This window comes from Streptomyces sp. NPDC001020 (assembly GCF_053599115.1).
Genome location: NZ_JBSFLQ010000058.1, coordinates 1 through 20,445, shown reverse-complemented (window position 1 = coordinate 20,445; position 20,445 = coordinate 1). Strand labels below are relative to the sequence as shown.

The 20,445-nt window shown below is 70.6% G+C and carries 18 protein-coding genes and 1 pseudogene; 12 read left to right on the top strand and 7 right to left on the bottom strand.

Going from position 1 to position 20,445, the window contains the following annotated elements; genetic code table 11:
* Positions 1-27: 27 nt before the first annotated feature.
* On the bottom strand, positions 28-1,800 hold the full coding sequence (locus ACWDEX_RS34140) for an acetyl/propionyl/methylcrotonyl-CoA carboxylase subunit alpha (protein ID WP_450468354.1): 1,773 nt from the start codon (positions 1,798-1,800) through the stop codon (positions 28-30).
* A 361-nt stretch (positions 1,801-2,161) separates the two neighbouring features.
* Between ACWDEX_RS34140 and ACWDEX_RS34135 the strand changes: the two genes are divergently transcribed.
* Entirely contained in the window at positions 2,162-2,695 is a 534-nt protein-coding gene (locus ACWDEX_RS34135; protein WP_450468353.1) for a hypothetical protein, read from the top strand.
* 16 nt (positions 2,696-2,711) lie between these two features.
* Here ACWDEX_RS34135 and ACWDEX_RS34130 read toward each other — a convergent pair whose 3' ends face one another.
* The 4 genes from ACWDEX_RS34130 to ACWDEX_RS34115 form a co-directional block, all read right to left on the bottom strand.
* Positions 2,712-3,332, bottom strand: a complete 621-nt coding sequence (locus ACWDEX_RS34130) for a Maf family protein (RefSeq protein ID WP_450468352.1) — start codon at positions 3,330-3,332, stop codon at positions 2,712-2,714.
* Between the two features lie 22 nt (positions 3,333-3,354).
* The gene (gene mmpB, locus ACWDEX_RS34125; RefSeq protein WP_450468351.1) at positions 3,355-3,483 is read right to left on the bottom strand and encodes a morphogenic membrane protein MmpB; all 129 of its coding nucleotides are present in this window, start codon (positions 3,481-3,483) and stop codon (positions 3,355-3,357) included.
* A gap of 120 nt (positions 3,484-3,603) precedes the next feature.
* Positions 3,604-3,810, bottom strand: coding sequence for an acyl-CoA carboxylase subunit epsilon (locus ACWDEX_RS34120; protein WP_450468350.1), 207 nt, complete (start codon positions 3,808-3,810; stop codon positions 3,604-3,606).
* Between the two features lie 23 nt (positions 3,811-3,833).
* The gene (locus ACWDEX_RS34115) at positions 3,834-5,417 is read right to left on the bottom strand and encodes an acyl-CoA carboxylase subunit beta (protein ID WP_450468349.1); all 1,584 of its coding nucleotides are present in this window, start codon (positions 5,415-5,417) and stop codon (positions 3,834-3,836) included.
* A 316-nt stretch (positions 5,418-5,733) separates the two neighbouring features.
* On the opposite strand from ACWDEX_RS34115, the gene ACWDEX_RS34110 reads away from it, so the two are divergent.
* Both ACWDEX_RS34110 and ACWDEX_RS34105 read left to right on the top strand, forming a co-directional pair.
* Positions 5,734-6,612: a biotin--[acetyl-CoA-carboxylase] ligase gene (locus tag ACWDEX_RS34110; protein ID WP_450468348.1), complete on the top strand. Its 879-nt coding sequence runs from the start codon at positions 5,734-5,736 to the stop codon at positions 6,610-6,612.
* Between the two features lie 238 nt (positions 6,613-6,850).
* Positions 6,851-7,990 carry an adenylate/guanylate cyclase domain-containing protein gene (locus ACWDEX_RS34105; RefSeq protein WP_450468347.1) on the top strand — a complete coding sequence of 380 codons (1,140 nt, stop codon included), beginning with the start codon at positions 6,851-6,853 and terminating at the stop codon, positions 7,988-7,990.
* Positions 7,991-8,102: 112 nt separating this feature from the next.
* Here ACWDEX_RS34105 and ACWDEX_RS34100 read toward each other — a convergent pair whose 3' ends face one another.
* Complete coding sequence (locus ACWDEX_RS34100) at positions 8,103-8,693, bottom strand: hypothetical protein (protein ID WP_450468346.1); 591 nt, start codon at positions 8,691-8,693, stop codon at positions 8,103-8,105.
* Positions 8,694-8,910: 217 nt separating this feature from the next.
* Here ACWDEX_RS34100 and ACWDEX_RS34095 point away from each other — a divergent pair, with 217 nt between their 5' ends.
* The 3 genes from ACWDEX_RS34095 (at position 8,911) to hutH (ending at position 12,621) form a co-directional block, all read left to right on the top strand.
* The gene (locus ACWDEX_RS34095; RefSeq protein WP_450468345.1) at positions 8,911-9,717 is read left to right on the top strand and encodes an enoyl-CoA hydratase/isomerase family protein; all 807 of its coding nucleotides are present in this window, start codon (positions 8,911-8,913) and stop codon (positions 9,715-9,717) included.
* Between the two features lie 110 nt (positions 9,718-9,827).
* On the top strand, positions 9,828-10,967 hold the full coding sequence (locus ACWDEX_RS34090) for a diguanylate cyclase domain-containing protein (protein WP_450468344.1): 1,140 nt from the start codon (positions 9,828-9,830) through the stop codon (positions 10,965-10,967).
* A 112-nt stretch (positions 10,968-11,079) separates the two neighbouring features.
* Positions 11,080-12,621: a histidine ammonia-lyase gene (gene hutH, locus ACWDEX_RS34085; RefSeq protein ID WP_450468369.1), complete on the top strand. Its 1,542-nt coding sequence runs from the start codon at positions 11,080-11,082 to the stop codon at positions 12,619-12,621.
* A 52-nt stretch (positions 12,622-12,673) separates the two neighbouring features.
* On the opposite strand, the gene ACWDEX_RS34080 is transcribed toward hutH, so the two are convergent.
* The gene (locus ACWDEX_RS34080) at positions 12,674-12,982 is read right to left on the bottom strand and encodes a hypothetical protein (RefSeq protein WP_450468343.1); all 309 of its coding nucleotides are present in this window, start codon (positions 12,980-12,982) and stop codon (positions 12,674-12,676) included.
* Positions 12,983-13,103: 121 nt separating this feature from the next.
* Between ACWDEX_RS34080 and ACWDEX_RS34075 the strand changes: the two genes are divergently transcribed.
* The 6 genes and pseudogenes from ACWDEX_RS34075 (at position 13,104) to ACWDEX_RS34050 (ending at position 20,309) form a co-directional block, all read left to right on the top strand.
* The gene (locus ACWDEX_RS34075) at positions 13,104-13,439 is read left to right on the top strand and encodes a hypothetical protein (RefSeq protein ID WP_450468342.1); all 336 of its coding nucleotides are present in this window, start codon (positions 13,104-13,106) and stop codon (positions 13,437-13,439) included.
* A gap of 222 nt (positions 13,440-13,661) precedes the next feature.
* On the top strand, positions 13,662-14,924 hold the full coding sequence (locus tag ACWDEX_RS34070; protein WP_450468341.1) for a L,D-transpeptidase: 1,263 nt from the start codon (positions 13,662-13,664) through the stop codon (positions 14,922-14,924).
* A gap of 161 nt (positions 14,925-15,085) precedes the next feature.
* A pseudogene (locus ACWDEX_RS34065) lies at positions 15,086-15,366 on the top strand (ATP-binding cassette domain-containing protein); the annotation flags it as partial.
* A 177-nt stretch (positions 15,367-15,543) separates the two neighbouring features.
* Complete coding sequence (locus ACWDEX_RS34060; RefSeq protein WP_450468340.1) at positions 15,544-18,834, top strand: S8 family peptidase; 3,291 nt, start codon at positions 15,544-15,546, stop codon at positions 18,832-18,834.
* Positions 18,835-19,098: 264 nt separating this feature from the next.
* Entirely contained in the window at positions 19,099-19,485 is a 387-nt protein-coding gene (locus ACWDEX_RS34055; RefSeq protein WP_450468339.1) for a VOC family protein, read from the top strand.
* A gap of 419 nt (positions 19,486-19,904) precedes the next feature.
* On the top strand, positions 19,905-20,309 hold the full coding sequence (locus ACWDEX_RS34050; protein WP_450468338.1) for a hypothetical protein: 405 nt from the start codon (positions 19,905-19,907) through the stop codon (positions 20,307-20,309).
* Positions 20,310-20,445 lie beyond the last annotated feature (136 nt).

Below are 20,445 nucleotides of genomic sequence, written 5' to 3'. Positions count from 1 at the left end.
CGCCGGGCGTCTCGATGGACGCCTGCGTCAGTCCTTGATCTCGCAGATGGCGGCGCCGGAGGTGAGGGACGCGCCGACCTCCGCGTTGAGGCCCTTGATGGTGCCGGCCTTGTGCGCGTTCAGCGGCTGCTCCATCTTCATCGCCTCGAGGACGACGACCAGGTCACCCTCCTTGACCTCCTGGCCCTCTTCGACAGCGACCTTGACGATCGTGCCCTGCATGGGGGAGGCCAGGGTGTCACCGGAGGCGAGAGGGCCGGACTTGCGGGCCGCTCGCCGCTTCGGCTTGGCGCCCGCCGCCAGCCCCGTACGAGCCAGGGACATGCCCAGCGACGCCGGCAGGGACACCTCCAGGCGCTTGCCACCGACCTCGACGACGACCGTCTCGCGGCCCGACTCCTCCTCGGCCTCCGCCTCAGCGGTCGCCGTGAACGGCTTGATCTCGTTGACGAACTCCGTCTCGATCCAGCGGGTGTGGACCGTGAACGGCTCGACCGAGCCGGTCAGTTCCGGCGCGAAGGCGGGGTCCCTGACGACCGCGCGGTGGAACGGGATGGCGGTGGCCATGCCCTCGACCTGGAACTCCTCCAGCGCGCGGGCGGCCCGCTCGAGGGCCTCCTTGCGGGTACGGCCGGTCACGATCAGCTTGGCCAGCAGCGAGTCCCACGCCGGGCCGATGACCGAACCCGACTCCACACCGGCGTCCAGGCGCACACCCGGGCCGGCCGGCGGGGCGAAGGTGGTCACGGTGCCGGGGGCGGGCAGGAAGTTGCGGCCGGGGTCCTCGCCGTTGATGCGGAACTCGAAGGAGTGGCCGCGCAGTTCGGGGTCGCCGTAGCCCAGTTCCTCGCCGTCGGCGATGCGGAACATCTCGCGCACCAGGTCGATGCCGGCGACCTCCTCGGTGACCGGGTGCTCGACCTGGAGGCGGGTGTTGACCTCGAGGAAGGAGATCGTGCCGTCCACGCCGACGAGGAATTCCACCGTGCCCGCGCCCACGTAGCCGGCCTCCTTGAGGATGGCCTTCGACGCCCGGTACAGCTCGGCGGTCTGCTTCTCGTTCAGGAACGGGGCGGGCGCCTCCTCGACCAGCTTCTGGTGGCGGCGCTGGAGGGAGCAGTCACGGGTGGAGACGACGACCACGTTGCCGTGCTGGTCGGCCAGGCACTGGGTCTCCACGTGGCGGGGCTTGTCGAGGTAGCGCTCGACGAAGCACTCGCCGCGACCGAAGGCCGCGACGGCCTCGCGCACCGCGGACTCGTACAGCTCGGGAACCTCGTCCAGGTTGCGGGCGACCTTCAGGCCGCGCCCGCCACCGCCGAAGGCGGCCTTGATGGCGATGGGCAGGCCGTGCTCCTCGGCGAAGGCGACGACCTCGTCGGCCCCGGAGACCGGGTCGGAGGTACCGGCGACCAGGGGAGCGCCGGCACGCTGTGCGATGTGACGGGCGGCGACCTTGTCGCCCAGGTCGCGGATGGCCTGCGGCGGCGGGCCGATCCAGATCAGGCCGGCGTCCAGGACGGCCTGGGCGAAGTGCGCGTTCTCGGAAAGGAAGCCGTAGCCCGGGTGGATGGCGTCCGCGCCGGAGTCCTTGGCGGCCTGCAGGACCTTCTCGATGTCCAGGTAGCTGGTGGCGGGGGTGTCACCACCCAGGGCGAACGCCTCGTCCGCGGCACGGACGTGCAGGGCGTCCCGGTCCGGGTCGGCGTACACGGCCACGCTCGCGATCCCGGCGTCACGGCAGGCCCGGGCGACACGGACAGCGATTTCGCCACGGTTGGCGATCAACACCTTGCGCACGTTGGCTCCCTCTCCTTGAAACAAGCCGATTTTAGGGACTGCCGACACGACGTTTCGACCCGTCCTCAGTGGTGAGCTTGCCCACACGGAGCGTGAAACCAGGCTCACTGCACCTGTGAAATCCCTTGTCGCACCGCCGTACATGGGGATCCACCGGAAAACCCTAGCCCTCCGACGTGGTCGAGGTCTCTATGAAGTAGTCCTGCCGCAGGTCGTGTTTCTTTGTTGAGTCCCTACTAATGGCCCAACGATTCTTTGCCCTCGCCGGACCTCTTGCCCTGAGGTTTACCCGTTAGTAGCGTTCAGACGTCCTGAACGTACTCGAGGTAACCCGTGGCGCGCTCGAAAGTGGGTGGGGCCGGTGGTCCGCAGACCAGTGGCATGGATCGTGGCGGCCGTCCTTTTCGTGGAGGCGTTCGGCGTCGCGTTGCTGAACTGGTTCCTCGGCATGGTCGTCGACCGGCAGGACATGTCCCTGGCCGGGCTCGACCCGCACACGATGGCCGTCTCGTCGAAGGCGGCCGGTGTCGCCTTCGGGATCTACTTCGCGCTGTGCGGGCTCGCCGCCCTGCTGACCGCCGTGCGCGACCGCTCCCCGTCCGGTATCTGGCGCATCCTGCTGATCAGTGCCGCCGTGGTGCACGGCCTGCTCGGTGCCTTCGCGATCGGCCTGGTCGGCTGGGGCGCGTTCGCCTTCATGATGGTGGTGTTGGGGCTGATCCTGCTGACCCTGATGACGTACGACCGTCAGCAGGGCACGGCCGGCGCACCGCCCGCGGGCACCGGTCCCGAAGCTGACGAAGGGGCTCAGGGCGAGCCCCGGGAAGCCGCGCCGTCGGAGGGCGAAACCCCGGGGACCCACGGGAACGGCGGCCCCGCACCGGTCACGCCCTGACCCGCGGCCTCCGGGCTCACTCCTCCTCGGAAGCCCACAACTCCGTGATGCCGACGCCCAGTTCGGCCAGCAGTCGGCGGACCAGCGGCAGCGAGATGCCGATGACGTTGCCGTGGTCGCCGTCGATGCCGTCGATGAAGGGCGCCGAGCGGCCGTCGAGCGTGAACGCCCCGGCCACGTAGAGCGGTTCGCCGGAGGCGACGTACGCGGCGATCTCCTCGTCCGTCGGCTCACCGAAACGGACCACGGTGGACGCGGTCGCGGACGCGTACCGGCCGCTGACGGTGTCGTAGACGCAGTGGCCGGTCTGGAGCGTGCCCGCCCGGCCGCGCATGGCCTTCCAGCGGGCCGTCGCCTCCTCCGCGTCCGCGGGCTTGCCGAGGGCTTCGCCGTCCAGATCGAGCACCGAGTCGCAGCCGATCACGAGCGCACCCATGACCTCGGGCTTCGCCGCCACGACGGAGGCCTTCGCCTCCGCCAGGGCGAGCGCGAGTTCCGCGGGGGTGGGGGCGGTGACGGCGTCCTCGTCGACCCCGCTCACCATGACTTCGGGTTCGAGCCCGGCCTGCCGGAGCAGTCCGAGCCGGGCGGGGGACTGGGATGCGAGCACAAGACGGCGGCGAGGCTGATCGGTCATGCGCTCAGCGTATCGGCGCCCCTCACCTGATGCCGATGACGATCATCGCCAGCAGCATGGCGAGCGCCATGAGGACCCCCAGCCGCCGCAACATGTCCTGAGCGCGACGGAGTTCCTTGGGCGGCTCGTTGTCGGGGTCGGACCACAGCATGCCTTCGATCGTGCGGCGCTGGTGTGCTTCGGCGCCTGAGTACGCGTACTCAACTTGACCAGGCGCTCTCGGGCGTGGGTGACCGCACGTCGGCCGTGCGGTCACCCACGCCCCTCGGGCTCAGCCGGGCCAGTAGGTGCGGGACCAGGACGCCGGGCCCGGCTGGGGCGGTCGGTGTCCTGCGATGCGGGCCGGGTCGGCCCAGGCGTCCCGACGGCGCGCCGCGGGCGGTACGGAGGCCGCCGCCGCGGCGCGGGCTCGGACCACCGCCAGTGCGGCGGCCAGCTCCTCAGGGGTCGGGTTACCCCGTACGACCTTGATCGTCATGTCCGCTTCCAGGGGTCCGGGGCCTACAGGGGGATGTTGCCGTGCTTCTTCGGGGGGAGGCTCTCCCGCTTCGTGCGCAGCTGACGCAGCCCGCGTACGACATGGCGGCGGGTGTCGGACGGCATGACCACCGCGTCGATGTAGCCACGCTCGGCCGCGATGTACGGGTTGAGCAGGGCGTCCTCGTACTCCTGGATCAACCGTGCGCGGGTCGCCTCCGGCTCGTCCGCCTCGGCGATCGTGCGCCGGTGCAGGATGTTGACCGCGCCCTGCGCGCCCATGACGGCGATCTGGGCGGTCGGCCAGGCGAGGTTCAGGTCCGCGCCCAGGTGCTTGGAGCCCATGACGTCGTAGGCACCGCCGAAGGCCTTGCGGGTGATGACCGTGATCAGCGGGACCGTCGCCTCGGCGTAGGCGTAGATCAGCTTGGCGCCGCGGCGGATGATGCCGGTGTGCTCCTGGTCGACGCCGGGCAGGAACCCGGGCACGTCGACGAAGGTGATCACGGGCACGTTGAAGGCGTCGCAGGTGCGTACGAAACGCGCCGCCTTCTCGCTGGCGTCGATGTCGAGGCAGCCGGCGAACTGCATCGGCTGGTTGGCGACGATGCCCACCGGGTGGCCCTCGACCCGGCCGAAGCCGGTGAGGATGTTCGGCGCGAACAGCGGCTGCGTCTCGAAGAACTCGGCGTCGTCCAGGACGTGCTCGATCACCGTGTGCATGTCGTACGGCTGGTTCGCGCTGTCCGGGACGATCGTGTCCAGCTCGCGGTCCTCGTCGGTGACCGAGGTGTCCGCCTCCTCCGGGAAGACCGGGGGCTCGCTGAGGTTGTTGGACGGCAGGTACGACAGCAGTTGCTTGACGTACTCGATGGCGTCCTTCTCGTCCCCGGCCATGTGGTGGGCCACGCCGGAGGCGGTGTTGTGGGTGCGGGCGCCGCCCAGTTCCTCGAAGCCGACGTCCTCGCCGGTGACCGTCTTGATCACGTCCGGGCCGGTGATGAACATGTGCGAGGTCTGGTCGACCATCACCGTGAAGTCGGTGATCGCGGGGGAGTAGACCGCGCCGCCCGCGCACGGGCCGACGACCAGGCTGATCTGCGGGATCACACCGGAGGCATGGGTGTTGCGGCGGAAGATCTCGCCGTAGGCGCCCAGGGAGGCCACACCCTCCTGGATGCGGGCGCCACCGGAGTCGTTGATGCCGATGACCGGACAGCCCGTCTTCAGCGCGAAGTCCATCACCTTGACGATCTTCTGGCCGTAGACCTCGCCGAGGGCACCACCGAAGACCGTGAAGTCCTGGGAGAACACGGCGACCGGACGGCCGTCGACCGTGCCGTAACCGGTCACGACACCGTCGCCGTACGGGCGGTTCTTCTCCAGCCCGAAATTGGTCGTGCGGTGCCGGGCGAACTCGTCGAGCTCCACGAAGGAACCTTCGTCCAGCAGCAGTTCGATCCGTTCACGGGCCGTCAGCTTGCCCTTGGCGTGCTGCTTCTCGACGGCGCGCTCAGAGCCGGCGTGCGTCGCCTCCTGGACCCGGCGCTGGAGGTCCGCCAGCTTGCCCGCGGTGGTGTGAATGTCGATCTCTTCCGGCTCGGACATCGGGATGCGGCTCCCTGCCTGCTCAGTGGGGACGTGAGGGTGAGGTGCGAGTGCCCCGACAGGCGATGTCTGCCCCGTCGCGGCGCCGCCTGGCACGCACTCTCGCCGCACCGGCCCGAAGCCCTCGTACACCCAGTACGGGGGCTTCCGGCCGCCACGCCGAGAGCAGCGCACCGGACGCCGCTCCTTGACGGGCAAACGCTGCCTGCCGCGGCACTAGGAGAATGCTCAGAAGGGCGAACGGTTACTCATCCGTAGCGTAGTGGTGTGCCTGACGATCAGCAGTGCGGTGTTCAACACACCTAGGGTGGCTTGCATGATGCCCCGAGATGCCTCAGACGCGAACGACTCCGGCGGTGCCGGCCGCTGGTCCGACCTGGACCGCCCGCCCCTGAATGCCGCCGCGCTACGCCGGGCGCTGGTGCGGGAGGGCGGGCTGTGGACCGGCATCGAGGTGGTGCCCCGCACCGGCTCCACCAACACCGACCTCGTCGCCCTCGCCACGTCCGGCCGGGCCGCCGAGGGCACCGTCCTGGTCGCGGAGGAGCAGCAGGCCGCACGCGGTCGGCTCGACCGCACCTGGACGGCTCCGGCACGCTCCGGCCTGTTCTTCTCGGTCCTGCTCAAGCCGGTCGGGGTGCCCGTCGTCCGCTGGGGCTGGCTGCCGCTGCTCACCGGGGTGGCGGTGGCGTCCGGGCTCGCGCGGGCCGCGGGCGTCGACACGGCACTCAAGTGGCCCAACGACCTCATCGTCACGGTGGGCGACGAGGAGCGCAAGGCCGGCGGGATTCTCGCCGAGCGCGCCGGCGAGGACGCCGTCGTGATCGGCATCGGCATCAACGTCACCCTCCATGAGGAGGAGCTTCCGGTGCCCACCGCGGGCTCCCTGGCCCTGGCGGGCGCCCGCGCCACGGACCGCGACCCGCTGTTGCGGGCCGTGCTGCGCGCACTGGAGGACTGGTACCGCCGGTGGGTCGCCGCGGGCGGCGACCCGGCGGCCAGCGGCCTTCAGGAGACGTACGCGGCGGGCAGCGCGACCCTGGGCCGCCTGGTACGGGCCGAGTTGCCCGGCGACCGGTCCATCACCGGAGAGGCGGTGGCGATCGACGGCGACGGCCGGCTGGTGCTGGCGACGGGGGACGGCGTGCAGGAGCCGGTGGGGGCGGGGGACATCGTGCACCTGCGACTGGCGTAGGGCGGCCTTCCGGCAGCCCGTCCGGCGTCGAGGACGAGGCCGTCGAGGCCGAAAGGGGGCCGGGGTGGAGCCCCCGCAGGACGGCTACCTCGACCCCGGGTACCGCCCTGACCCCCGGCCAGCCCGGACCCTGCGGCCACCGCCGGGGGCAACCCGCTGAGGAGTGAGCTACCGCACACCTGCCGTAGAGTTGACCGCGGTCGATACCTGACCGCGGCAGATCGGAAGGGCAGCACGCGTGACCGTCGACGACACGGGCTCGGGCACGGGCGGACACCTCGCCCCCGACGGCGAGCCGGGGCGGGACGCACACGCCGAGTCCGACGAGAACCCTCTGGCGCTCCGCCTGGAACAGCTCATCCTGGGAGCGGAACGCCGTTACACCCCCTTTCAGGCGGCCCGCAGCGCGGGCGTCTCGATGGAGCTGGCGTCCCGGTTCTGGCGGGCGATGGGCTTCGCGGACATCGGGCAGGCCAAGGCGCTCACGGAGGCCGATGTCCTGGCGTTGCGCCGTCTCGCCGGTCTGGTGGAGGCGGGCCTGCTGAGCGAGGCGATGGCGGTGCAGGTGGCGCGTTCGACCGGGCAGACCACCGCCCGGCTGGCCGAGTGGCAGATCGACTCCTTCCTGGAGGGCCTCACCGAGCCCCCCGAGCCCGGTATGACCCGCACGGAGGTGACGTACCCCCTGGTCGAGTTGCTCCTGCCGGAGCTGGAGGAGTTCCTCGTCTACGTCTGGCGGCGCCAGCTCGCCGCCGCGACCGGCCGGGTCGTCCAGGCCGCGGACGACGAGGAGATGGTCGACCGCCGCCTCGCGGTCGGCTTCGCGGACCTCGTGGGCTTCACGCGCCTGACGCGCCGCCTGGAGGAGGAGGAACTCGGCGAACTCGTCGAGGCGTTCGAGACGACCGCGGCCGATCTGGTCGCCGCGCACGGCGGACGGCTGATCAAGACGCTCGGCGACGAGGTGCTGTACGCGGCGGACGACGCCGGTACGGCCAGTGAGATCGCCCTCCGCCTCATCGAGACGATGGCGCACGACGAGACGATGCCGGAACTGCGCGTGGGCATCGCCTTCGGCACGGTGACCACCCGGATGGGTGATGTGTTCGGTACGACGGTGAACCTGGCGAGCCGGCTCACCTCGATAGCTCCCCGGGACGCGGTCCTGGTCGACGGCGCGTTCGCGGAGGAACTGATCCGCACGGGCGAGGCGCCCGCCTCCGAGACGGAGGCCGCCGAGGCCGCGACCGCCGCGGAGAAGGAGGGCGAGGAACCGCCCTCGTACCGCTTCGCGCTCCAGCCCATGTGGCAGCGCCCGGTGCGCGGCCTCGGCGTGATCGAGCCGTGGCTGCTGGCGCGGCGGGACGGGACGGCGTAGTCGGTACGCCCCGGCCGGTTGGCCGGGGTCGAGTGGCTGCTTCCTTCGGCCGCGGTGCCTCGGTGCGGCCGCCCCGGGCCGGGCGGACGGGCGGCGTTCCGCGTGGCGTGGCTCAATCGTCCGACGCGGACGGGTCGTTGACGCACAAGCCGATGACCGGAAGGCACAGGCCCGGGGTGCTCGCGGCCGGGTCGGGGGCTCGGGTGGTCGTGGTCGGGGACGGCGTGGGCGGCAGCGTCGCGGACGTCGTCGGCTCCGGGGGCGCGGGAGCCTGAGAGGTGGCCGTGGACGTCGCGGGCGCCTCGGGGATGCCGGTCGCGGGATCGGAGTGACGCGGGACCGGCGAGGAGGGGTGCGCGGTGGTCGGCGCGCTCGGGCGCGCACCGACCCCTCCCATGACGGCGCCCGCGGAGCGGCTCGCGGCGCGCGTGGACGGCACGGCGGCGACCGTGTCCACCGTGCTGGTGGCGGCGGTGGTGCCGATCCGGGGCTCGGCCTCCGCGGCCCCGCCCCCGCTCGTCACCGACTCGGGTACCAGGCGTAGGAGGCTCAGTGCCCCGGCGGCGAGCGCGAACCCGCCGACGGTGAGCACCGTGCGCCGGGAGCGGGGCTTGCGGTGCCGGCCCGTCGGGCGGCGCCGGAGGGGATCGGGAGTGCCGTGTGCCGTCGACGTGGTCTCCGTGGTGGCCGGGTCCGTCGTCATGGTCGCTCCTCCCGGTGCGTCCGCGCTCCCCCCTGCGTCATGACGGTGCGCAGGCTATGTGCCAGTGGAAGGCGGGCGGGATGAAGACGCCCGAATGTCACCCGAACGGGGACGAGTGGCCCGTGTCCGCGCGAGTCCCGCGGCGGCTTTCGCCGGGCCGCTTCGGCTGCGATGATCGGGGCGTCGATAGTTAACCCGCGTTAACCGGGAGGGTGTCATGGCGGAGCAGGGCGACGGGCGGCGGTTCGGCGAGTACGTCGTCGTACGGCGGCACGGGTATGTCGCGGAGCTGGCGCTCGACCGGCCCAAGGCGATGAACGCGGTGTCCACGCAGATGGCGCGCTCGATCGGCGAGGCGTGCGACCACCTGGCCGCCGACCGGGACGCCCGGGTGACGGTGCTGACGTCGACGCACGAGCGGGCCTTCTGCGTGGGCGCCGACCTGAAGGAGCGCAACTCCTTCACGGACGCCGACCTGATGCGCCAGCGGCCCCACGCGCGCGCCGCCTACACGGGCGTTCTGGAGCTGCCGATGCCGACGGTCGCCGCTGTGCACGGTTTCGCGCTGGGCGGCGGCTTCGAGCTGGCGCTGTCCTGCGACCTGATCGTGGCGGACCGCACGGCGGTGGTCGGCCTGCCCGAGGTGTCCGTCGGCGTGATCCCCGGCGGTGGCGGCACACAGCTGCTGCCCCGCCGGGTGGGCGCCGCGCGCGCGGCGGAGCTGATCTTCACTGCGCGGCGCCTGGAGGCGGCCGAGGCGCGGGAGCTGGGCCTGGTCGACGAGCTCGTACCGGAGGGCCGAGACCGCGAGGAGGCGCTCGCCCTCGCGGGCCGTATCGCCGCGAACTCCCCCGTGGGCCTGCGTGCCGCGAAGCGCGCCCTGCGGCTGGGGCACGGCCTGGACCTGCGGACCGGTCTCGAGGTCGAGGACGCGGCATGGCGGTCGGTGGCGTTCTCGGGGGACCGGGCGGAGGGCGTGGCGGCCTTCAACGAGAAGCGCAGCCCCCGCTGGCCGGGAGAGTAGCCGCGAGGCCCCCGACGCGCTGTTCGCCGCTGGCAGGAGCCCCACGGCGTCCGCACCCTGATCGCCGCATCGATGTCCCACATTGTCCTGAACGTCCCTAGCCTGGAGGGATGGGTGAGGACAGTCGGCTGAGGGCCGTGGTGGCGCTGGCGCAGGGGATGGCGGCGGCGCACACTCCGCGGGAGTCCTGGCAGGCCGCCGCGCTCGGCGCCTGCCGGGCGCTCGCCGGGAGCTTCGCCGCGCTCTCCGTGTGGGAGCGCGAGCTGGGGCGGCTGCGGGTCCTGGTCAACGTGGGGGAGCGCGCGGCCGACGAGGAGGAGTTCCCGGAGCACGAGGCGTACCCGGTGCACCAGTTCCCGGAGATCACCGAGTTCCTGCACGAGCGCTGGGCGGGCGGCGGAGGGCCGAGCGCCTGGGTGGAGACGGCGGACGGCCAGGCCGCGGGCCACGCCGGGTACTGCCACCAGCGTGTGGCCGCCCTGCGTCGGCGCCGCCGCGGCTGCTGCGTCGTCGCGCCCCTGGTGCTGCATGGCCGTGCCTGGGGGGAGTTGTATGTGGCCCGTCCGGTCGGTGCCCCCGCGTTCGACCGTGCCGACGCCGACTTCGCCACCGTCCTCGCCTCCGTGGTCGCCGCCGGCATCGCCCAGACCGAACGTCTGGAGGAGGCGCGTCGGCTCGCCTTCACCGACGCCCTCACCGGACTCGCCAACCGTCGCGCCGTCGACGTACGCCTCGACGAGGCGATCGAACGGCACCGTGAGGAGGCGGTCGGGGTCTCGCTCGTCGTCTGTGATCTCAACGGGCTCAAGCGGGTCAACGACACCCAGGGGCACGCCGTGGGCGACCGGCTGCTGGAACGCTTCGGGTCCGTCCTCTCGCTGTGCGGCGCCATGCTGCCGGAAACCCTCGTCGCGCGCCTCGGCGGGGACGAGTTCTGTCTCCTGGCCGTCGGCCCGTCGGCCGACGAGGTGGTCCGGATCGCCGACGAGATCTGCCGCCGCGCGGCTGAGCTCGAACTCGGTGACGGCGTCGCCTGCGGGGTCGCCTCGACCCTGGACCCCATCGGGCCGGTCCGCTCGGCCCGTCGGCTGTTCCGGCTCGCGGACGCGGCCCAGTACCGCGCCAAGGCGCTGGGTGCCGCGAAGCCCGTGGTCGCGGGCCGTGAGGGGCCCGACGACCCGGTCGTACGCCTGGCCGACACGCCTCCGCCCGCGGGGGAGCGCCGTCGGTTCCGTGGGCGTGGGTCCTGAGCGCCGGCTGCCCCGCCGGAGCTGCGCGCGCCCCCTTCGGTCCGGTAAGGGGCCGACCCGCAATCCACTAGTGACATCATCGAATTCACTGCGTACGCTCCTGAATATGGATATGCACACTGTGGTGGTGGGGACGTCCGGGGTCACCGCGTCCGACGTGCTCGCCGTGGCCCGCGCGGACGCCCGGATCGAGCTCTCCGAGGAGGCTCTGGCGGCTCTGGCGCAGGCTCGCGAGATCGTGGACGCGCTGGCGGCGAAGCCGGACCCCGTGTACGGGGTCAGCACCGGGTTCGGGGCGCTCGCCACCCGGCACATCAGCCAGGAGCTGCGCGCCCAGCTACAGCGCAACATCGTCCGTTCGCACGCGGCCGGCATGGGCCCGCGGGTCGAGCGGGAGGTCGTCCGCGCCCTGATGTTCCTGCGGCTGAAGACCGTCTGCTCGGGACACACCGGGGTCCGCCCCGAGGTCGCGCGGACGATGGCGGACATCCTCAATGCCGGCATCACCCCGGTCGTGCACGAATACGGTTCGCTCGGCTGCTCCGGCGACCTGGCGCCGCTGTCCCACTGCGCGCTGACGCTCATGGGCGAGGGTGAGGCCGAAGGCCCCGACGGCACCGTGAGGCCCGCCGCCGAACTCCTCGCCGAGCACGGCATCGCCCCTGTCGAACTGCGCGAGAAGGAGGGGCTCGCGCTCCTCAACGGCACCGACGGCATGCTCGGCATGCTGATCATGGCGCTGGCGGACCTGGAAGCGCTGTACAAGTCGGCTGACGTCACAGCGGCACTCTCGCTGGAGGCGCTGCTCGGCACGGACAAGGTGCTGGCGCCGGAGCTGCACGCGATCCGCCCGCACCCAGGACAGGGCGCGTCGGCCGCCAACATGCGCGCGGTGCTCAAGGGCTCCGGCCTGACGGGCCATCACCAGGACGACGCGCCGCGCGTGCAGGACGCGTACTCGGTCCGCTGTGCCCCGCAGGTCGCGGGCGCGGGCCGGGACACCCTGGCGCACGCCCGCCTGGTCGCCGAGCGCGAACTGGCGTCGGCGGTCGACAACCCGGTGGTCCTGCCCGAGGAAGGGCGCGTCGAGTCGAACGGCAACTTCCACGGCGCGCCGGTGGCGTACGTCCTGGACTTCCTCGCGATCGCAGCGGCGGACCTGGCGTCGATCGCGGAACGCCGCACGGACCGGCTGCTCGACAAGAACCGCTCGCACGGCCTGCCGCCCTTCCTCGCGGACGACGCGGGTGTCGACTCGGGTCTGATGATCGCCCAGTACACGCAGGCGGCGCTGGTCAGCGAGATGAAGCGGCTCGCCGTGCCGGCCTCCGCCGACTCCATCCCGTCCTCCGCGATGCAGGAGGACCATGTCTCGATGGGCTGGTCGGCGGCGCGCAAGCTGCGCACGGCGGTGGACAACCTGACCCGGGTGCTGGCGATCGAGCTCTACACGGCGGCACGGGCCGTCGAACTGCGCGAGGGCCTGACTCCGGCCCCGGCGACCCGGGCGGCGATCAGCGCGCTGCGTGAGGCGGGCGCCGCGGGTCCGGGCCCGGACCGATTCCTGGCCCCGGATCTCGCGGCGGCGGACGGGTTCGTACGGGCGGGCCGGCTCGTGGCGGCCGTCGAGGGGATCACCGGGCCGCTGGCCTGACCGCTCGGCGGTGGGGGCCGTTGTCGATGAACGCGACGGCGGACGGCGGCCCTCAGTACACCCTCATGCGTTCCCGGCGCACCGAGTACGTCACGAAGCCCGCGCCCAGGCACAGGAAGACGGTGCCTCCCACCACGTACGGCGTCGTGTCAACGGACCCCGTGTCGGCGAGTTGGACGTCTGCCCCCACCGGGTCCGTGGTGGCGTTCCCGGCTGTGGATGTCTGCGTTCGCTCTTCGGACGTGTGCGGTGCCGCGCCCGCGGACGGGACGAACCAGAGGGCGCCCAGCAGGGTTCCCGCGATGGCGGCGGTCAGCAGCGTCCGGCGTGCGGTGGACGACGATCGACGTGCGGCGGACACGAAATACCGATCCCCCTGTGGTTCTTGCGAATTGGCCGTGTGGGTCGATGCTAGTGAACGCCGCGGGTCGTGGGGAAGTCGCACCCTCTGAGCGTCCGCTCCGGGCCGTACGCTGCCCGCCATGAGTACTTCTGAGACATCACGCTATGTCCGCCTTCGTGTGGAACTGGTCGTCCAGGTCGACGACGAGGACGCCGTCACCAAGGCCGCGCTGTGCCGTGTCGCGGATGATCCGGACATGCCCGAGGGTGAGCGCACGTACACCGAGAGCGCGGTGACGGAGGACACTGCCGAGGCGCTGGCCTACCTCGTCGACCCGGCCGACCTGGTCGGCGAGGTGCCGGGCGTCGAACTCGCCCAGGCCTCTTGGAGCAGCGAGCTGATCGACTATGACCCTGATGCGCCGGAATGGGCCCTCGGTGAGGACGATGACGACGAGGAGGCCGGCCTCGGCTGACATGTTGTGGAGAAAACGTGACCCCGGGCGGCAACCGGCGCCCGGGGTCGCATCGTCTCAAGAGGTGCTCCCTGACGTCCCGTGCGACGCGGAGGTGCCCCGCGCACCCGTTGGACCGGCGTGGTGTGTCCCACATCTCCCCGAGATGTGGAACGGGGCGGACTGTCCGGAGCGTTGGTGGTTCCTGCGGGGACCTATGTGGTTTTGGGGAATTCGGCAACGATGGAGAAGCGTGTGATGACGGACAGTAAGCGGCGCAAGGCCCTGACGGCCGCGTCCGCACTGCTCGGCGGGATGCTCGTGCTCACCGCGTGCAGCGGAGGCAACGAAGCGGCCAGTGGCGGCGGTGGCGATGCCACCTCGCAGGCCAAGGTCGATGAGGCGGCCGCCAAGAAGGCCTCCGAGGCGCAGATCAAGATCACGCCGGCGGACGGCTCCGACAACGCCTCCATCAACAACGCCGCCAAGGTCACGGTCGACAAGGGGACGCTGACCAACGTCGCCATGACCACCACGTCCGGCGCGTCCGTCGCCGGACAGATATCCGCCGACAAGAAGAGCTGGGCGCCCAGCAGCCGGCTGGAGCGGGCGACGACTTACAAGATCGCCGTGACCGCCCAGGACTCCGAGGGTCGCGACGCACACGAGAACGCCACCTTCACGACCGTCGCCCCGGCCCACTCCTTCATAGGCAACTTCACGCCGGAGGACGGCTCGACCGTCGGCGTGGGCATGCCGGTCTCGATCAACTTCGACAAGGCGATCACCAACCAGGCCGACGTCCAGAAGAAGATCACCGTGACCTCCAGCAGCGGGCAGGAGGTCGTCGGTCACTGGTTCAGCGCCAACCGGCTCGACTTCCGCCCCGAGCAGTACTGGAAGGAAGGCTCCACCGTCACACTGAAGCTCGACCTCGACGGCGTCGAGGGTGCGAAGGGTGTGTACGGAGTACAGCAGAAGACCGTCACCTTCAAGATCGGCCGCAACCAGGTCTCGTACGTCGACGCGCGGACCAAGCAGATGAAGGTCACGCAGGACGGCAAGGTCGTCAAGACCATCCCCATCTCCGCGGGCTCGCCGCAGAACAAGACGTACGAAGGCCAGATGGTGATCTCCCAGAAGTTCAAGGAGACCCGGATGGACGGCGCGACCGTCGGCTTCAAGGGCAGTGACGGCAAGGGCGAGTACGACATCAAGGACGTGCCGCACGCCATGCGCCTGAGCACCTCCGGCACCTTCATCCACGGCAACTACTGGGGCAGGGGCATCTTCGGCGTGGCGAACACCAGCCACGGCTGCGTCGGCCTGGCGGACGCCAAGGGTGCCGGCGACCCGAACACCTCGGGCGCGTGGTTCTTCAACCACTCGCTCATCGGTGACGTGGTGGTCGTCCAGAACACCGGCGACAAGACGATCGCCCCGGACAACGGCCTCAACGGCTGGAACATGAACTGGTCCCAGTGGAAGGCGGGTTCGGCCGCCTGACGCCGAACCTTCCGCGGCACCCCACCACTTCACCGCGCGCCCGCCGCCCCTCTCGGGGGCGGCGGGCGCGCTGGTGTCCGCACCGCCACGCCGAGGCGCAGGGCACGCTTCTCATCGTTCTGTCAGCGCGGGCTCAACGGTTCATCAGGGTGCCTTCATAACTCGGCCACCTGCCCGCCGAACTGCCAGGTGGTCAGCAGCGGCGCGTCGCCATCGCCCGGGCGCTGGTGAAGCGGCCGAAGGTGTTGCTCGCCGACGAACCCACCGGAAACCTCGACGAGTCCACGCGCGACGAGATCATGGACGTGCTGGAGTCCCTGTGCAAGGAGCACGGGCTCACCTTCGTGATGGTCACCCACGACTCCACGATCGCGAAGAGGCGCCGCGGCTCGCGACCATCCGCAAGGGGAGGATCACGGTCACGGAGAACACGGCCTCCTGAGTCCCACTCAGCGCAGTCGACCCCAACTCGTTATCGGGAACTCCATTGAGGCTCTGATCGCTTTCCCGGCATACTGCGTACTCCGGGGGGTGGCGTACACATGTGTGGGACTACCCCCGACCGGATGAATGGGGATCATTCGGTGCCTTATCTCCAGGGGGAGTTTTGCGCAGACAAGTGAAAAGAGCGTGCGCGGCGACCGTCGCCACGGCGGCAGCCGTGGCGCTGGCGGCGGGTATGACCAGCCCCGCATCGGCGAAGCCCGAGGCCGCGTCCGGCAGGAGCACAGCCGCTCTCACGGCCAAGCACCGCATCACGCTGATCACCGGTGACCGTGTCGCCGTCGACGCCAAGGGCCGTGTCGTGGGCCTGGAGCGGGCGAAGGGCCGCGAAAACGTTCCGATCCAGGTCCGCAAGGTCCACGGCCACACCTATGTGATGCCGGCCGATGCGGCCGCCATGATCGCCACCGGAAAGCTGGATCGACGTCTGTTCGACGTCACCGAACTCAATACCTCTCGCAGTCGCAAGAACCAGCGTGACGGCCTGAAGGTCATCGTCGGCTACAAGGGCACGGCGAGCACCGCGAAGGCCGACGTCCGCGAGGCGGGCACGCTCCGCCGGACCCTGAAGTCCCTGAACGCGGACGCGGTGCAGACGCGGCGGCAGGGCGCGCCCGGGTTGTGGAAGGCCGTCACCGACGGCGACACCACCGCCTCTGGTATCGCGCACGTCTGGCTCGACGGCGTCCGCAAGGCCAGCCTCGACAAGTCGGTGCCCCAGATCGGCGCTCCCACTGCATGGGCCGCCGGGTACAACGGCAAGGGCGTCAAGATCGCCGTCCTGGACACGGGCGTCGACGCCAACCACCCGGACCTCAAGGGCCAGGTGAGCGCGGCCAAGAACTTCTCCACCGCCGCCGGCACCGCCGACAAGGTCGGACACGGCACGCACGTGGCGTCCATCGCGGCGGGCACCGGTGCGAAGTCGAACGGCAAGTACAAGGGCGTCGCACCCGGCGCCAAGATCCTCAGCGGCAAGGTCCTGAACGACGACGGGTACGGCGAAGACTCCGGCATCCTCGCGGGCATGGAGTGGGCGGCCCAGCAGGGCGCCGACATCGTCAACCTCAGCCTGGGCGGCCCCGACGCGCCCGGGATCGACCCGCTCGAGTCCGAGGTGAACAAGCTCTCCGAGCAGAACGGCATCCTCTTCGCGATCGCCGCCGGCAACGAGGGCGAAGCCGGCGACCAGACCGTCGACTCCCCGGGCAGCGCGGCCGACGCGCTCACCGTCGGTGCCGTCGACGGGGGCAACAAGCTGGCCGACTTCTCCAGCCGCGGCCCCGGCCTCGACGGCGCCATCAAGCCCGACGTCACCGCGCCCGGCGCGGACATCACCGCCGCCGCGGCCGCGGGCAACGCCATCGGCAAGGAGGTCGGCGAGAAGCCGGCCGGCTATATGACCATCTCGGGTACGTCGATGGCGACCCCGCATGTCGCGGGCGCCGCCGCTCTGCTCAAGCAGCAGCACCCCGACTGGACGTTCGCCGAGCTGAAGTCCGCGTTGACGGGCTCCGCGAAGGGCGGCAACTACACCCCGTTCCAGCAGGGTTCGGGCCGGATCGCGGTGGACCGGGCGATCAAGCAGATGGTTCTCGCCGAGCCGTCGTCGCTGAGCTTCGGCATCGCGCAGTGGCCGCACACCGATGACAAGCCGGTCACCAAGGAGCTGACGTACCGCAACCTGGGCGAGAGTGACGTCACCCTGGCGCTCTCCCTGACCGCCACCGACCCCAAGGGCCGGCCGGCACCCGTCGGCTTCTTCACGCTTGGCTCGCAGGAGGTCACCGTCCCGGCCGGTGGCACGGCGTCGGTGCCCGTCACCGTCGACACCAAGCTGAATGGCAGCACGGACGGCGCGTACTCGGCGTACGTGACGGCGACCGGCGGCGGCCAGAGCGTGCGGACGGCCGCGGCCGTGGTGCGCGAGGTGGAGTCGTACAACGTGACGCTCAAGCACATCGGGCGGGACGGCAAGCCGGCGGCCGGTTACTTCACCGACCTGTACGGCTTCGCGGGCCTCGGCAAGTGGCGCGAATTCACGGCACCGGCGAGCTCCGGCACGGTGACCGTGCGCGTACCCAAGGGCACGTACCTGCTGGAGTCGTTTGTGATCAAGGATCTGGTGGGCTTCAAGGGCGGCGTCGACTGGCTGGTCCAGCCCAAGCTGGACGTCACCAAGAACGTCACGGTGACGCTCGACGCCCGCAAGGCCAAGGCGGCGGACATCACGGTGGCGGACGCCAAGGCCAAACCGCTGGCTGCGGCTCTGTCCTATGACTACTCGCCGGTCGGCGGCTCCGAGTTGGACTGGGGCTCCTTCAAGGACATCCGCATGGCGCACCTCGGCCCCGAGGTCAGCGGCCTGTCCCAGACCTGGTACGGCCAGTGGTCCAAGGGCGCCGCCGCCGAGTACGACGCGGTGACCCATGCCAAGGTCAAGAAGATCGTGGGCGCCAAGGTCCGCCACTTCAAGGCGAGCGAGTTCGCCACGGTGAAGGCGAACCTGGGCGCGTCGGCTTCCGGTAAGACAGGAGCGGTGGTGCCGGTGGGCGAGCTGCCCAACGCCGGCGCCTTCGGGGCCGTAGTCGGACAGAAGCTGCGCAGCACGCGCACGCTGTATGTGTCGACCGGGGAACAGGCCCGGTGGTCGCTCGACTTCCTGCAGTTCTCGGGCAAGACGGACGCGGACGGCTTCCCGATCCTGGACGCGTACTACACGCTCGGTGCCCCGCAGCTCTTCAAGCCGGGCAAGAGCTACACCAAGACCTTCAACACGGCCGTGTTCGGGCCGCGGGTCAACGCCTACTCCGGCATCTACCGTGAGGGCAACGAGATCTTCGGCGACCTGCCGATGGTCACCGACGGGCAGACGCACCTCGGGACCTCGCTCTTCTCGTCGGCCAAGACGACGCTGTACCGCAACGGCGCCAAGGTCGGCTCGAACACGGACCCGCTGGGCGGGGAGAGCTTCAAGGTCCCGGCCGGCGAGGCCTCGTACAAGCTGACGACCTCGGTCACTCGTAGCGCCAAGGTCGCCGCAGTGTCCAGCCGGGTCGACGCGAGCTGGACGTTCAAGTCCAAGAACAGCCGGTGGGCGAAGCTGCCCGCCTCGACGATCCGCTTCGCCGCGACCACCGGCCTGGACAGCCGCGTCGCGGCCGGTAAGAAGGTCACGACCCCGGTCTCGGTTCAGGGCTCGGCCGCGGGCAAGGGTCTCAAGACCCTGTCGGTGTACGTGTCGTACAACTCCGGCAAGACCTGGACCAAGGTGACCGTGAAGAAGGGCAAGATCACCTACAAGAACCCGAAGAAGGGCAAGGGCCTCTCGTTCCGCGCCAAGATCGTCGACACGAAGGGCAACACGTCGACGATCTCGATCTACAACGCGGTGCTCGGCAAGTGACCCCTGTAGGCAAGTGACCCTGTAGCGGACGGCCCGCCGGAAGTAGAGCTTCCGGCGGGCCGTCCGCTTTTTGCGGGCGCCTGCCGGACGGCCAGGCCCTGAAAGGTAAGCCAAGGCTTGCCTTGGACGTGTGCGGTAGGGCGTAGGGCCGCAGACTTCGGTCGCGGGTCGGAGGGGAACGGCCGGGAGACGGATGTGTCGTCCGGGGTGGTTGTCCTAGCGTGGGAAGTGGTTCTGGCAGCGAGGGGGCAGGAGGCCCGACCCATGTCCATAGAACTCAACCACACCATCGTCGCCGCGCACGACAAGCAGGCGTCGGCACAGTTCCTCGCGGAGATGCTGGGTCTGGAGGTGGAGCCTCAGTACGGCCCGTTCATACCGGTGCAGGTCCCGAACGGCGTGACGCTGGACTACATGGACACCGCCGGGGCGATCACTCCGCAGCACTACGCGTTCCTGGTCTCCGATGACGACTTCGACGCGATCTTCGCTCGTATTCGCTCGGCGGGCCTGACGTACTGGGCGGACCCGCACCACAGCCGCCCAGGCGAGATCAACCACAGGGACGGGGGGCGCGGGGCGTACTTCGACGACCCGAACGGTCACAATCTGGAGATCCTTACGAGGCCGTACGGGAGTGGCCTGGACTGACCGCCCTCATCAGGCTGTCGGTGGCCCTCGCCGCCGTGCTCGCGTACCGCGCACAACGGTCCGAACTCGACCCGCCGCTCGGGGAGTTCTCTTCGGTGTTCCACCCTCGACACCAGGGCCGCCGTGAGTCGGCGGGTCCCGCCGATGGAGGCCGCCGAGGAGGTTCACTCGGTCGGCGGCGCCGTCCCCGTCGTCGCGAACGCCGATCCGCGGGCGGCCACCTGGCCTGGCAACGGTCCTGCCGGGCGCGTCTGCTTGCCGTACGAGCCGTCGTCCGGCCGCGATCTCCGCCCGCGGAGGCGGTCATCCGATTGCGGCCGACGCGGCGCGACCTTAGCTTCAGGGCGTCGGAATCTCCCGACAAAGCCCACATAGACCCTTATGTCGGCTTCCTTGTGATGGCATCGAACGGAGCATTCATGTCGGTGATGACCGGAACCCAGCCCATGCAGCAGTTCGGCCAGCAGATCAGCGGGCCGCAGCAGCAGATCGCCCAGGTGGTCCAGCAGGCGATCCAGCAGGCCTGTCAGCAGGCGAGCCAGCAGGTCGCGCAGCGCATGCAGCAGACGCTTCAGGAGATCCAGCAGGTCCAGCATCAGCTCCAGCAGCAGGGCATGGCCCAGCAGGCGCACCCCTACCTCGCCGTCGCGATGCACCACACGCTGCACGCGGGCATCCGGAGCGCGGTGGAGCAGTCCGTGCAGCAGGCGCTGCCGACCGCCATCGTGACGCTGCTCCAGCAGAGCCAGCAGGGCCAGTTCCCGCACTACCAGCAGCCGTCCTTCGGCTACGGCCAGATGGGCCAGCCCTTCGGTATCGGCTGACCCCTGGGCGGCGCGCGATGCGGTGTGCCCGGGAGCAGCTCCCGGGCACACCGCATCACCGTGGAAGCGCGAGGAGGCGGACGCCCTCTTCGAGGAGACCCGCGCCAAGGCCGCGCAGGCCGCCTCCGACTTCGAG